Source organism: Pseudophaeobacter arcticus DSM 23566 (assembly GCF_000473205.1).
Lineage (GTDB): Bacteria > Pseudomonadota > Alphaproteobacteria > Rhodobacterales > Rhodobacteraceae > Pseudophaeobacter > Pseudophaeobacter arcticus.
In genome coordinates, this window is record NZ_KI421507.1 from 3,970,533 (window position 1) to 3,984,600 (window position 14,068).

Annotated in this window: 9 protein-coding genes; 7 read left to right on the forward strand and 2 right to left on the reverse strand. The window is 60.3% G+C overall.

The window, feature by feature from the left end:
• Positions 1 to 31 precede the first annotated feature (31 nt).
• From gcvP to ARCT_RS26780, 3 genes are all read left to right on the forward strand, one after another.
• A complete protein-coding gene (gene gcvP / locus ARCT_RS0123690; protein ID WP_027242320.1) occupies positions 32 to 2,890 on the forward strand; it encodes an aminomethyl-transferring glycine dehydrogenase in 2,859 nt (952 codons plus the stop codon).
• A 251-nt stretch (positions 2,891 to 3,141) separates the two neighbouring features.
• Complete coding sequence (locus ARCT_RS26775) at positions 3,142 to 5,439, forward strand: heavy metal translocating P-type ATPase (RefSeq protein WP_051360978.1); 2,298 nt, start codon at positions 3,142 to 3,144, stop codon at positions 5,437 to 5,439.
• A gap of 1 nt (position 5,440) precedes the next feature.
• On the forward strand, positions 5,441 to 5,914 hold the full coding sequence (locus tag ARCT_RS26780) for a MerR family transcriptional regulator (protein ID WP_051360980.1): 474 nt from the start codon (positions 5,441 to 5,443) through the stop codon (positions 5,912 to 5,914).
• 119 nt (positions 5,915 to 6,033) lie between these two features.
• Here the strand turns inward: ARCT_RS26780 and trhO are convergent, their stop codons facing one another.
• Entirely contained in the window at positions 6,034 to 6,945 is a 912-nt protein-coding gene (trhO, locus tag ARCT_RS0123705) for an oxygen-dependent tRNA uridine(34) hydroxylase TrhO (RefSeq protein ID WP_027242321.1), read from the reverse strand.
• A 164-nt stretch (positions 6,946 to 7,109) separates the two neighbouring features.
• Between trhO and pncA the strand changes: the two genes are divergently transcribed.
• The 4 genes from pncA (at position 7,110) to ARCT_RS0123725 (ending at position 12,366) form a co-directional block, all read left to right on the forward strand.
• On the forward strand, positions 7,110 to 7,709 hold the full coding sequence (pncA, locus tag ARCT_RS0123710; RefSeq protein WP_027242322.1) for a bifunctional nicotinamidase/pyrazinamidase: 600 nt from the start codon (positions 7,110 to 7,112) through the stop codon (positions 7,707 to 7,709).
• A 104-nt stretch (positions 7,710 to 7,813) separates the two neighbouring features.
• The gene (locus ARCT_RS0123715) at positions 7,814 to 10,090 is read left to right on the forward strand and encodes a hybrid sensor histidine kinase/response regulator (RefSeq protein ID WP_027242323.1); all 2,277 of its coding nucleotides are present in this window, start codon (positions 7,814 to 7,816) and stop codon (positions 10,088 to 10,090) included.
• 131 nt (positions 10,091 to 10,221) lie between these two features.
• Positions 10,222 to 11,511: a nicotinate phosphoribosyltransferase gene (gene pncB, locus ARCT_RS0123720; protein ID WP_027242324.1), complete on the forward strand. Its 1,290-nt coding sequence runs from the start codon at positions 10,222 to 10,224 to the stop codon at positions 11,509 to 11,511.
• Positions 11,512 to 11,670: 159 nt separating this feature from the next.
• Positions 11,671 to 12,366, forward strand: coding sequence for a hypothetical protein (locus ARCT_RS0123725; RefSeq protein ID WP_154665424.1), 696 nt, complete (start codon positions 11,671 to 11,673; stop codon positions 12,364 to 12,366).
• Between the two features lie 224 nt (positions 12,367 to 12,590).
• Here the strand turns inward: ARCT_RS0123725 and ARCT_RS0123735 are convergent, their stop codons facing one another.
• Positions 12,591 to 14,063: an aldehyde dehydrogenase family protein gene (locus ARCT_RS0123735; RefSeq protein ID WP_027242326.1), complete on the reverse strand. Its 1,473-nt coding sequence runs from the start codon at positions 14,061 to 14,063 to the stop codon at positions 12,591 to 12,593.
• Between the last annotated feature and the right edge of the window lie 5 nt (positions 14,064 to 14,068).

A 14,068-nucleotide genomic window follows, 5' to 3' on the forward strand; every position in this document is an offset into this window, starting at 1 on the left:
TGGATGCCCCCTCTCCATAGGAACGCTGCACATGGCCTTTAAACTGACCGACTATGAAGCCTATGATTTTGCCAACCGGCGCCACATTGGCCCCTCGCCGACCGAGATGGCCGAGATGCTCAAGGTGATTGGTTTCAAAACCCTTGATGAGCTGATCGACGCCACTGTGCCCGCCGCCATCCGTCAGCAGGAACCGCTCGACTGGGGCCCGGCGATGACCGAGCGCGACGCGCTCTATCACATGAAAGAAGTCGCAGGTCGGAACAAGGTGCTGACCTCGCTGATCGGTCAGGGCTATTATGGCACCTCGACCCCGGCGCCGATCCTGCGCAACATTCTGGAAAACCCCGCCTGGTACACCGCCTATACGCCCTACCAGCCGGAAATTTCCCAGGGCCGCCTTGAGGCACTGTTGAACTATCAGACCATGGTCAGCGATCTGACAGGGATGGATATCGCCAATGCCTCGCTGCTGGACGAGGCCACAGCGGCAGCCGAGGCCATGGCCATGGCGCATCGTGGCTCCCGTTCGAAGGCCAATAACGCCGCCTTCTTTGTCGATCAGAACTGCCACGCGCAGACCATCGCGGTGATCCAGACCCGCGCCGCGCCTCTGGGGATCGAGGTCGTGGTTGCCGACCCGGATGAGCTGGAGGCCGGTGCAGTCTTTGGCGCGATCTTCCAGTATCCCGGCACCTATGGCCATGTGCGCGATTTTACCGATGAAATTGCTGCCCTGCATGACCACAAGGGCATCGCCGTTGTCGCCGCCGACATCCTGTCGCTGGCGCTGCTGAAATCCCCCGGTGAAATGGGCGCAGATATCGCCATCGGCTCGACCCAGCGCTTTGGCGTGCCCATGGGATATGGCGGTCCCCACGCGGCCTATATGGCCACCACGGATAAGCTCAAGCGCGCCATGCCGGGCCGTATCATTGGTGTCTCCATCGACAGCCGTGGCAACAAGGCCTACCGCCTGGCGCTGCAAACCCGCGAGCAGCACATCCGCCGTGAAAAGGCCAATTCCAACGTCTGCACCGCACAGGCGCTGCTGGCGGTCATGGCTTCTATGTATGCGGTTTATCACGGCCCGGATGGCATCAAGGCGATTGCCCAATCGGTGCACCGCAAGACCTCGCGTCTGGCCGCCGGTCTGGAAGAACACGGGTTTCGTGTTGAACCGGAAGTCTTCTTTGACACCATCACTGTTGAGGTCGGCCCGCTGCAGCAGACAGTCATGGAGGCAGCCGTTGCCCGTGGCATCAACCTGCGCAAAGTTGGCGAAACCAAGGTTGGCATCAGCCTGGATGAGCAGACCCGCAAGGAAACCATCGAGGCGGTCTGGGGGGCCTTTGGCATCGACCGCGAGGATGACAGTTCGAACAAACAGTATCGGCTGCCGGATTATGCACTGCGCGAAAGCGCCTATCTGACCCACCCGATCTTTCACAAGAACCGGGCCGAGGCAGAGATCACCCGCTACATGCGCCGTCTGGCGGACCGCGATCTGGCGCTGGATCGTTCGATGATCCCGCTGGGCTCTTGCACAATGAAGCTGAACGCCACGGTTGAGATGACCCCGGTCACCTGGCCCGAGTTTGGCAACCTGCATCCCTTCTGCCCCAAAGATCAGGCGATGGGCTATCATGCGATGATCGAGGATCTGAACGACAAGCTCTGCCAGATCACCGGCTATGATGCAATTTCCCAGCAGCCCAATTCGGGCGCTCAGGGGGAATATGCCGGGCTGCTGACCATCCGCAATTACCATGCCGCACGGGGAGAGGCGCATCGCAACGTCTGCCTGATCCCGACCTCGGCGCATGGCACCAATCCGGCTTCGGCGCAGATGGTGGGCTACAAGGTGGTGCCGGTTGTGGCTGATGATAAGGGCAACATTGATGTGGCTGATTTCCGCGCCAAGGCGGAAAAGCACAGCGACCAGCTGGCGGCCTGCATGATCACCTATCCCTCCACCCACGGCGTATTTGAGGACACCGTGCAGGAGGTCTGCCAGATCACCCATGATCACGGCGGTCAGGTCTATATTGATGGCGCCAATATGAACGCCATGGTTGGGCTGGCCCAGCCCGGCAAGATTGGTGGCGATGTCAGCCACCTGAACCTGCACAAGACCTTTTGCATTCCCCATGGTGGCGGTGGTCCCGGCATGGGTCCCATCGGCGTCAAGTCCCATCTGACCGAATATCTGCCCGGTCACCCCGAGTATGGCTCTGCCGTTGGTCCGGTCTCGGCGGCGCCCTTTGGCTCACCCTCGATCCTGCCGGTGTCCTGGGCCTATGTCCTGCTGATGGGCGGCGCGGGTCTGACCCAGGCGACCAAGGTGGCCATCCTCAACGCCAATTACATCGCGGCCCGGCTCAAGGACGCCTATGGCATCCTCTATACCTCTGCGACGGGGCGGGTGGCGCATGAATGCATTCTGGACACCCGTCCGTTGAATGACGAGGGCGGCGTCAGCGTGGATGACGTGGCCAAACGTCTGATCGACTCGGGCTTTCACGCCCCCACCATGAGCTGGCCTGTGGCGGGAACCCTGATGGTGGAGCCCACCGAGTCCGAGCCCAAGGATGAGCTGGACCGGTTCTGCGACGCCATGTTGTCGATCCGGGCTGAGGCGCAGGATGTGATCGACGGCAAAATCGACCCGCAAAACAACCCGCTGAAAAACGCACCTCACACGGTGCGCGATCTGGTGGGGGACTGGGATCGTCCCTACAGCCGCGAAGCCGCCTGTTTCCCTCCGGGGTCGCTGGGGGTCGACAAATACTGGTCGCCGGTAAACCGGGTGGATAACGCCTATGGGGATCGCAACCTGATCTGCACCTGCCCACCGATGTCGGACTACGACGAAAGTGGCGACAGCTGATCCAAATCCCAAAGGCGCTGCCCCCTGTCCCATGTTGGGGCAGCGCCACCCGCTTTCAGAAGTGCTCGCGCGCAATCGGCAGTTCCCGGGTCAAGGTCCCACGACCAAGGCCCTGCGCCACATTGCGAAGGCGACAAAAGGCACTAAACTGTCAGGTACATCCTTTGGCCAAAGTTTTTAAAAAAACCTCTTGAACCTCTAGTCGCTGGAGGTTCTATCTAGAGGAGGTCTTTGAAAACCAAGAGGCCCCAATGCCCCAGGATAGCTGCTGTAGTTCCGCCAAACTGACCCTTGCTGACCCCAAACCCCATGACCATGCCGCTGAACCCGCAGGCTGTTGCGGCAGTGGGACTTTGGGCCCGACCTTGAATGCGGCACAGCTCACGGCTGGACGCAGTTTTCGCGTCAATGGCCTGTGTTGCGCCGAAGAGGTGGCGTCTCTCAACCGCGTGCTTGGGTCGGCCGTGGGCGGTGCTGATCATCTCGGTTTTGACGTGCTGAACGGGCGCATGACCCTGCTGGCCTCAGCGGTGCAGATCCCGGATACCCAGGTGCTGAACCTGGTTGCCAAGACCGGCATGAGCGCCAAGCCCTGGGATGCCAAAAGCGCCGAGGCCGATCAGGTGGCCCATCTGAGCCGCCAAAAGCACTTTACCGCTGCCAGCGCGGTGTTCTGGAGTGGCGGTCTCGCCTGGCATCTGGCCCATTCCGGAGCCGGTGGCCTGGGGCAGTTGTTTGCCGGTCATGGCGATCTGCCGGTGCCTATGGGCGAGCTGGGTCTCTTTCTGGTCGCGGTGGCGCTGGGGGTCTGGCTGGTGCTGCCAAAGGCCTGGTATGCGCTGCGCAACCTCTCTCCTGACATGAACCTGCTGATGGTGGCGGCCGTTGCCGGTGCCATCAGCTTAGGCGAGTATTTCGAAGCCGCGACGGTGGCGTTTTTCTTTGCCCTGTCACTGACGCTGGAATCCTGGAGCGTCGGGCGGGCGCGCAATGCGGTCTCTGCCCTGCTTAATCTGGCGCCTGCGACGGCGCGGGTGATCCACGATGATGGCCGCGAGGTTGAAATGCCCGCCGCCGAGGTGCAGATCGGCCAGCACTTTGTTCTGCGTGGCGGCGATCGCATCCCGATGGACGGGCAGGTGATTGCAGGTGCTGGCGCGGTGGATCAGGCGCCGATCACCGGGGAAAGCGCGCTGGTTGCCAAAGAACCCGGCGATGAGGTCTACGCAGGAACCCTGAATGGCGAAGGCAGCCTGACGGTGGAAGCAACCAAACTGGCCAGTGATACGGTGCTGGCCAAGATTACCCGCATGGTGGGGGATGCACATGCCCGCCGCGCACCCGTCGAGCAATGGGTGACCAGGTTTGCCCGTGTTTATACGCCGACAGTTTTGGGGCTGGCGATTGCGCTGGCCTGCCTGCCGCCGTTGCTGGCAGGCGGGGACTGGAGCTTTTGGGTCTATAATGCGCTGGTGCTGCTGGTGATTGCCTGCCCCTGTGCCCTGGTGATTTCCACCCCGGTGTCGATTGTGGCGGCCCTCGCCGCGGCGGCCCGTGCCGGTGTGCTGATCAAAGGCGGCGCCTATATCGAGGCCCCGGGAAAGCTGCAGGCCATTGCGCTGGATAAGACCGGCACTTTGACTGAGGGCCGCCCCGAAGTTGCCGGGCTGTACCCGATTGGCGGCATCAGCCAAACCAAGCTGTTGCAGGCGGCGGCTGCGCTGGAGGCGCGGGCTTCGCATCCGCTGGCGCTGGCCATCCTGGCAGAGGCAACACGTCAGGATCTGGCCTTTGTGGCCGCCACTGACAGCCGCACCGTACCGGGGCGCGGGGTGGAGGGCCGACAGGGAGATCAAGCGATCTGGCTTGGCTCCCCCCGGTTTGCGACGGAAAAGGGCTTTGCCTCTACTCTGCCCGCCGCCCAGATGGCCGAGATCGAAGCCGAGGGGGCCACGCTTGTGGTGGTGGGGGATGCCAGTGGGCCTATGGGGCTGATTGCCCTGCGTGACCGGCTGCGCGCAGGGGCGCGAGAAACCATCGCTGCGCTGCACGATCTGGGGGTCAAACAGGTGGTGATGCTCACCGGGGACAATGCGGCAGCCGCCGGGGCCGTCGCGCAAGCCACAGGGATAGATGTGGTGCATGCCGGGTTGCTGCCCGCAGACAAGCTTGCCGAGGTCGAGCGGCTCACCGAGCGCTATGATATGGTGGCGATGATGGGGGACGGGGTCAATGATGCCCCGGCGATGGCGCGGGCGCATTTTGCCGTGGCGATGGGGGCCGTGGGCTCGGATGCGGCGATTGAGACCGCAGATATCGCCCTGATGAGCGATGACATCAGCCGCTTGCCCTGGTTGATCGCCCATTCGCGCCGAACCATGGCGGTGATCCATCAGAACATCGGGCTTTCGCTGGTGACCAAACTGGGGTTTGCCCTGGCAACCGCCTTTGGCATGGCGTCAATGTGGGGCGCAATTGCGGCCGACGTGGGGGTTTCATTGCTGGTGGTGGGCAATGCGCTGCGGCTGTTGAAAGGAAAGGCGGTTTGACATGTTGACCATTGGAACCCTGGCAAAACGCACCGGCACCAAGGTGCAGACCATTCGCTACTATGAGACCATCGGCCTGATGCCAGAGCCCGAGCGCACCGAGGGCGGGCAGCGGCGCTATGGCCAGGCAGATCTGGACCGGTTGGGGTTTGTCCGCCATGGGCGGCAATTGGGATTTTCGCTGGAGGCCATACGGGAGTTGCTGGATCTGGCGGACAATCCGGCGCAGTCCTGTGCCGATGCGGATTCCATTGCCCAGCGACAGTTGAAACAGGTGGAGGACCGCATCGCCAGGCTGCAGGCGCTGCAGATCGAGCTGAAGCGGATGATTGGCGACTGTGGCCACCATTCGGTGGCGCAATGCCGGGTGCTGGAGGTGCTGCGGGACCATACAGAGTGCCTGACAGATCATGATCACACTGGCCGCGATCACACTGGTCGCGATCCCAGAGGTCACGATCCCATTGGCAGCTGACTGGCGCGTCCTTTATTGCCCAATAGGGTCTCGCCCTTTGCTGATCTCATTCACCCGCCCAGGTCCGTTGACAGCGCCGGGAGGTGAAACATCAAAGAGCCGTCACAGAAAACCGTTCACTAAACTTCGCGCCCACCGTGATGCGCTTCCCCGCGTTCCCGGGCGAGCCGCATCTGCTTTTGCCGCTCGCGGAACCGCGCCTTGTCAGCCTCGGAGGTCTCATCAATGCACTGGTGGCACGAAACCCCCATTTCAAAAGATGGCAGTGTCTTGTCTTTGGGCAGAATGGGGCGGCGACAGCCGTGGCACAGCTCATGTGGGCCTTCGACCAAGCCGTGGCCGACCGATACCCGGTTGTCAAAGACAAAACATTCGCCCTGCCAGCTGCTGTCTTCGGGGGGTGTTTCTTCAAGATAGCGCAGGATGCCACCTTTCAGATGGTAGACATCCTCAACCCCTTGGCTCAGTAGGTAGTTTGTTGATTTCTCGCAGCGAATGCCGCCGGTGCAGAACATCGCCACGCGCTTGTTGTGGAACCGTTCCTTGTTGGCCTGCCACCAGGCGGGGAATTCGCTAAAACTGGCGGTTTCTGGGTCGATGGCACCCTCAAAAGTGCCAATCTGCACTTCATAGTCGTTGCGGGTGTCGATGACGGCAACATCTTCGGCGCGGATCAGGTCATTCCAGTCTTCGGGCTCAACATAGTGACCTACACTGGCTTTGGGATCGACATCGGGCTGCCCCATGGTGACGATCTCTTTTTTCAAGCGGACCTTGATCTTGCCAAAGGGCGGGTGGTCGCTAAAGGCCTCTTTCCAGACGAGGTCTGCACAGCCCGGCAGCGTTTTGATATGGCTGAGCACCGCTTCGATCCCGGCTTCGGGGCCTGCAATGGTGCCATTGATCCCCTCCTGAGCCAGCAACAAGGAGCCCGTCACCGCATGGTGCAGACAAAGCTCCAGCAGCGCCGGTTTGAGAGCGGCGGGATCGGTGAAACGGGTGAAGTGATAGAGGGCAGCGATTTTATACATGATGCGCCCTTAGAACTCTGCGCCGCATTTTTCAAGAAAAACAAAAAAGGCGGGCTGTTTTGCCGCCAAATAGCGCGTTTTATCCCTGCGTCTAGGTGACGTATTTCCAGTGCTACAATAGAAGTCTAGGTAGTCTGATTGAAAGAGCGCTTGGAGAAACAGAGATGACGCAGGCCCTGATCGTAATTGATGTCCAGAACGATTTCTGTCCAGGTGGCGCGCTTGCGGTGCCCGGCGGCGATGAGGTGGTCGCGCCGATCAATGCTTTGATGGCGGATTTTGAGACCGTGATCCTGACCCAGGACTGGCACCCGGCGGGACATTCCTCCTTTGCCAGCTCGCACCCAGGCCTGTCGCCGTTTGAGAGCGTCGAGATGAGCTATGGAGCCCAGGTTTTATGGCCGGATCACTGCGTTCAGGGGAGCGCCGGAGCCGCGTTCCACCCGGATCTGGATGTGAGTGGCGATCTGATCATTCGCAAGGGCTTTCGGCCATTGATCGACAGCTATTCAGGGTTCTTTGAGAATGACCAAAAAACCCCAACCGGGCTGGAGGGATATCTGCGCTCGCGCGGGGTGTCGGAGTTGACCTTTGTTGGGCTGGCCACCGATTTTTGCGTTGCTTTTTCGGCCCTGGATGCCGCCAATCTGGGCTTTGACGTCCGGGTCGACCTCACCGCCTGCCGGGGCATAGATCTGGAGGGGTCGCTGGAGAAATCTCTGGTAGAGATGCGGGCGGCCGGGGTGCAGCTACAACAGGGCTGAATGCCGAAACATAGCGCCGCCTCATTTCTAGCTGCTGTTCTTTAGGAGTTTGAAAGAGTGGGTTGCCTATGTTTGGCTGATGGCGCGGAGGCAACAGGCACAGAATGACAATCCAAGGAACGTCTGGGCAAGAAAAGCTAGGTAGCGGTTCTCTTGCCCAACACCATGTCCGGTATAGCGAGGACGGGCTGTTCCTGCGCTATGTGCGTGGCCAGATGAGGGTGTTTTGGCCGCGCCTGGCCTTTATTGCTCTGGTGTCTCTGGCGCTGGCGGGGCTTGCCTCGCCGATGGCTGGGTTGGCAGGCATGTTGATCGCCGGTACCGCCGAGGTGATAGATGGCACATTTATGCGCTATGCCTATCGCAGGCTAAAGGCAGGGGCTCCCAGTCGGGGATTGCGTCGCATCAGCGCGGTGACTGGCCTGCTGCAGGGCATTGGCATATTTCTCGGCGCGGCGACCCCCTATTGGGTGGGGACACTGTTTGACGGGGCCAGCCTGGCTGAAATAGATCCGCTTTTTGCAATGAGCGTTTTGGCGGGGGCGGCGATAAATGCGGGTTTGCTCATGCCCTACAATGTGCCGGCAACGGTGGCCCGTCTGAGTGTCTATACTCTGGCGCCCTATGTTTTGATGTTCAGTGGTGACGCCGTTCTTGACCAAATGGAATTTCAACTGCGTCTCGGAGGATTGGTGATCCTTGATGGGACGCTGCTTTGGTATTTGCATTTTGTCACCCGCAGTTTCGCCCGCACACGCAGTATCTTGTTGACCCAGGCTTTGCAGCAGCAGGAACTGGAGGGGGCATATGAGCGCTTGTTGGAACAACAGGTTGAAGCCAAACGACTGGCCTTGGTGGCGCGACATGCCAACGACAGTGTTCTTCTCATCGACCAGAACAACAAGGTACAATGGGCAAACGAGGCCTTTACCCGGCTGACGGGATATAGCTTTGATGAAATTCAGGGCCGAGAGCCCGGGGACCTGTTGAACCACCCAGACACAAACCCGGAGGCTCTCGAGCAAATTCTGGAGGGGCGGCGGACTGCGCAGCCCATTAGGATGGAGATCCTGAACCGGCACAAGGATGGGCAGGACATCTGGCTGGAGACCAACCAGGTTCCGATACGCGATGGCCCCGGGGGGAAGATGTCCTACATTGCCATCGAACGCGACATAACGGTGGCCAAACATAATGCGCAGCAACTCGAAGAAGCCCGTCAGGCAGCCGAAGAAGGAGGCCGCGCCAAATCGGATTTCCTGGCCACGATGAGCCACGAAATTCGCACCCCGATGAATGGCGTCATCGGTATGGCACAGCTGTTGGAAGAAACGGATCTGGATACCGATCAAAAGCTCTATACCAACACGATTCTCAGCTCAGCCAGAACCTTGTTGGCGTTGATCAACGACATTCTGGATCTGTCAAAGCTGGATGCTGGTCAGATTACGATAAACCCCTGTGATTTTGACCTGCACCAGTGTTTTGACGAGACAATCCGACTGCTGCGTACCCAGGCCGAAACCAAGGGGCTGGTCCTGGATGTCGAGCGCGATGCGGATTTGCCCCGCTACCTGCATGGCGACGATCACCGGCTGCGCCAAATTCTGAACAACCTGGTTGGGAATGCGATCAAGTTCACTGAAAAGGGCAGGGTCAAGGTGACGGTGGAGTCCGAGCCTGCAATCGGCGGTGGGGTGATGCTGAATTGTGCAATCATTGACACCGGCATTGGCATCCCAAAGGAAATGCTCACCGGCATTTTTGAACGGTTCTCGCAGGCGGACGCGGCCATCAGCCGTCGTTTCGGCGGCTCCGGGCTTGGGTTGGCGATTTCCAGGCGCTTGGCCGAGGCCATGAACGGGCGCATTACCGTAACGTCGGAAATCGACTCGGGGTCTTGTTTCACCCTTAGCCTGCCTTTTGCCTTGGCCAACCCTGCTGACATGAGTGTTGTGCCAGCCCCTGAGGGGACGGGGCACCACGACGGGCTGTCGGGGGTGCGGGTGCTGGTGGCCGAGGACAACCGGGTCAATCGACTGTTGATCCAGAAATTCCTGAAAAAGACAGCTCTGGAGCTGGAATTTGCCCATGATGGTTCCGAGGCGGTAGACAAGGCAAAATCATTCAAGCCGGATATCATCTTGATGGATGTCAGCATGCCGGTCATGGACGGGTTGGAGGCGACGCGGATCATCCGTTCCTGGGGACAGCCGCAGCCGGCGATCATCGCCCTGACCGCAAATGCATTTGATACCGATCGCGAGGACTGTCTGGCGGCTGGCATGAATGAATTTGTCACCAAGCCGATTTCCAGAAGCCAGCTTTTGGATGTTCTGGCCACTTTTTCCGAGATCCAGCGGGTGCAACTGACAGGATGAGCCCGACCTGGCACTGAGTGCTGGCTGTCTGCTCTCGCAGGGGCTGCCGCTCTGGCCGGGCGCTGACCCTGCCTTGCTCTGGCTGGCCGCCTGTCCTATCAAGTCGTGACCCAACTTGCATGAGGCCGCCGGTGGATATCGCAACCCGAGTCTACAATCACAAATGGAAGATCGATCCGATCATCCGGTCGCTGATTGATACGGACTTTTACAAACTGCTGATGTGCCAATCAGTCTTCCGCAACAAGCCGGAGACCGAGGTCACATTCTCGCTGATCAATCGGACGACATCGGTGCCGCTGGCCCGGCTGATCGACGAGGGAGAGCTGCGTGAGCAGCTGGATCATATCCGCTCTTTGTCGCTGTCGCGTGGCGAAAGCACCTGGCTGCGCGGCAATACCTTTTATGGCAAACGCCAGATGTTCCGTTCGGACTTTATGGAATGGTTCGAAAACCTGCGCCTGCCGGCCTATCATCTGGAACGCATCGGCGATCAGTATGAGCTGACCTTTGAAGGCAAATGGCACGAGGTCATGCTCTGGGAGATTTCTGCCCTGGCGGTGCTGATGGAGCTGCGCTCGCGGGCGGTGCTGAACGACATGGGCCGGTTTGAATTGCAGGTGCTTTATGCCCGCGCCATGACGCGGGTCTGGGAAAAAATCGAGCGCCTGCGCGATATCGACGGGCTGAGCATTGCGGATTTTGGCACCCGCCGCCGCCACGGGTTCCTCTGGCAGGACTGGTGCGTGCAGGCGATGCGCGAAGGGCTGGGAAGCAAATTCACCGGCACCTCGAACTGTCTGATCGCCATGCGGCGCGAGGTCGAGGCGATTGGCACCAATGCCCATGAGCTGCCGATGGTCTATTCCGCCCTGGCGGCGGATGATGCGGCCTTGGCCCGGGCACCTTATGATGTGCTGTCGGATTGGCATGAGGAACATGACGGCAATCTTCGCATCATCCTGCCCGACACCTACGGCACCCAGGGCTTTCTGGACCATGCGCCGGACTGGCTGGCAGGCTGGACCGGGATTCGCATCGACAGCGGCGACCCGGCTGCCGGGGCCGAGGTGGCAATCAAATGGTGGCAGGAGCGCGGCGAAGATCCGCTGCAAAAACGGGTGATATTCTCGGATGGTCTGGATGTTGATAAAATTGCCGAGCTGCACCACCAGTTTGCTGGTCGGACCAAGATTTCCTTTGGTTGGGGCACCTTGCTGACCAATGATTTTCGCGGGCTTGTACCGGCGGATGCCTTGGCGCCTTTCTCGCTGGTATGCAAGGCGGTGTCTGCCAATGGCCGGCCCACAGTGAAACTGTCGGATAACCCGGAAAAGGCCATGGGCCCGGCGGATGAAATCGCCCGCTACAAACGTGTTTTTGAGGTTGGCGCACAAGACCGCCAGGAAGTGATCGTCTGAGTGATTTGGTGAGGCCCGGCAGCAGCTGTTTTTGGCAACAGACCAATGCCTGCCAAGCAAACAAAATCGACCTTGGTTCAGGGCAGCCAGATACATACAGTATCAAGTTCAAGACATCAGGGTGGATGCCGGGCAGGTTTGCATAGACAGGACGTTGGATTGAAAACTGCATTGTCTTTTGCCGTTCTGGCATTCTGGATCAGCGCTTGGTTTCCGACGTCATTGGACAGATGGGCCGTTGTCTTCGCGGCTTGCTGCTTTCTTGGGCTAATCACCGCCCTTCTGTTTCAAAGACCACTTGAGAAACACCTTTGGGTCGCGAAGATTTTGCGGCTGCTGGCAGGTTTCGTGCTGATTGGCGGGGGGCTGTTCGCATTTCTGGCAGGTGCCGTTGGGACATCCGCAGAGGGATCAATCACCCTGTTTTTCGTCATCGGACTAGCGGGCTATCTATATATGCTTTCTGTTTTTTTGACCCGCAGGCAAACTGCCGGTCGTTGTCTCGGACTCGGGCCCGGCAGCTTGGTGCTGTGCCTTCTCGGAAGCTGGTCCTGGGCGTCAGCCCTGTCGATGCAGGCCCATCGCGGAGCGTTTGGAGATAGCAAGAGTGCCTGTATTATTGTGCCTGACGGCCTTTATTATGACACGGAACTCACCTCTCTCTGGGACATGCGTCTTGCCGAGATCTTGTCGAATAGAACAGGCCCGACGGGCACTGTCATTCTGAACTATCACGCCGTCCTCGTTGTGCCGAAAGAAGAGCAAACAGAGATTTACAACTGGTCAAAAAGATGGATGCGCTTTGAGGCTCTCGACCTGAAACGCAATCCATATCTGCCGACTGACTGTCCGTAAAACCGGGCCCATTTCTGTGGTTTGCGGCGGCTGCACCTTCTGCTGCAATGGCTTGCCACCTGCGAGGCCCCTTGCATGAAAAAAACCAGCTTTCCAATTGGGACGGGCAGGCCGCGCCAAAGGCGCGGCCTGCCCGGGGCGACGCGCTTGCGCGGCGCAAAACCTCTGATATGGGCGCCGAACCGCCTTGCGGGTAAAAGAGCGGCGCCCCCCGCCCCGTGGTCTTAGCCGTGATGGGCGGCCACGGTTTTCAGCTGGGAAAAGCCATAGAGTGCCTCAAAGCCCTTTTCGCGGCCATGGCCGGATTTGCCCACGCCGCCAAAGGGGAGCTCTGCCCCGCCGCCGGCACCGTAGTTGTTGAGGAACACCTGTCCGGCCCGCAGTTTTTTGGCCAGCCGCATCTGGCGGGCGCCATCGCGGCTCCAGACGCTGGCAACCAGGCCAAACTCGGTGGAATTGGCGATCTGGACGGCCTCTTCTTCGGTGTCAAAGGGGATGAGCACCTGCACCGGGCCAAAGATTTCCTGCTGCGCCAGGGCGTGATCGGCGGGCACATCGGCAAACAGGGTTGGGCGGACGTAGGCGCCGGTCTCTGGCGCGCCGTCAACGATGCGTCCCTGGGCTGCCAGTTGCAGATCTGCACCCTTGGCAAGGAAGCCCTCGACGATCTCTTTCTGTCGGTTTGAAATCAGTGGCCCAAGGCGCAGATCCTCGCCGGCCGGGCCAACGGTCAACTCGTCATAGGCTGCGGCCATGCGGGCCTTTACGATCTCATAAACGCCGCGCTGCACCAGAATGCGCGAAGAGGCAGAGCAGGTCTGCCCGGCGTTCTGAATGCCGGCATTGACCAAAAACGGCAGCGCCGCGTCCAGATCGGCGTCGTCAAACACCAGTTGTGGGGATTTGCCGCCCAGCTCCAGTGTCACCGGCACCACGTTCTTGCCTGCGGATTGCTGCACCAGCGCGCCGGTGGCCACCGATCCGGTAAAGGAGATATGATGCACCCGCGGGTGCGCTGTCAGCGCAGCACCTGCCTCGGCACCAATACCGGGCACCACGTTCAGCGCCCCGGCAGGCAGCCCGGCTTCCTGGGCGATATGGGCAAAGGCCAGCGCCGTCAGGCAGGCCTCTTCCGCTGGTTTCAGCACGCAGGCATTGCCCATGGTCAGCGCCGCCCCAACCGAGCGGCCGATGATCTGCATCGGATAGTTCCAGGGCACGATATGGCCGGTGACGCCATGCGGTTCGCGCAGGGTATAGACGGTGTAGCCCTCCAGGTAGGGAATGGTCTCGCCGTGCACTTTGTCCGCGGCCCCACCGTAGAATTCGCAATAGCGTGCCAGAGCCACGGCATCGGCGCGCGCCTGGGTCAGAGGCTTGCCAACGTCGCGCACTTCCAGCGCGGCCAGGTCATCCACCCGTTCCAGCACCAGCTGGCCAATACGGGTCAGGATGCGGCCGCGTTCCAGCGCGGTCATCCGGCCCCAGTCCCCGGCGAGCGCCGCTTCGGCGGCCTCAACGGCGGCCTCAATATCAGGAGCACCGCCACGGGCGATCTGGCACAGGTCCGACCCATCCGAAGGATCCACCAGTGTCAGCGTTTCGCCAGCGGATGCAGGGCGCCAGGTGCCCCCAATCAGGCAAAGGCTCGGGTTGAACCAAATTGGGTTTGCGTCAGCTGTTTTTGTGTCTGGCATCTGTG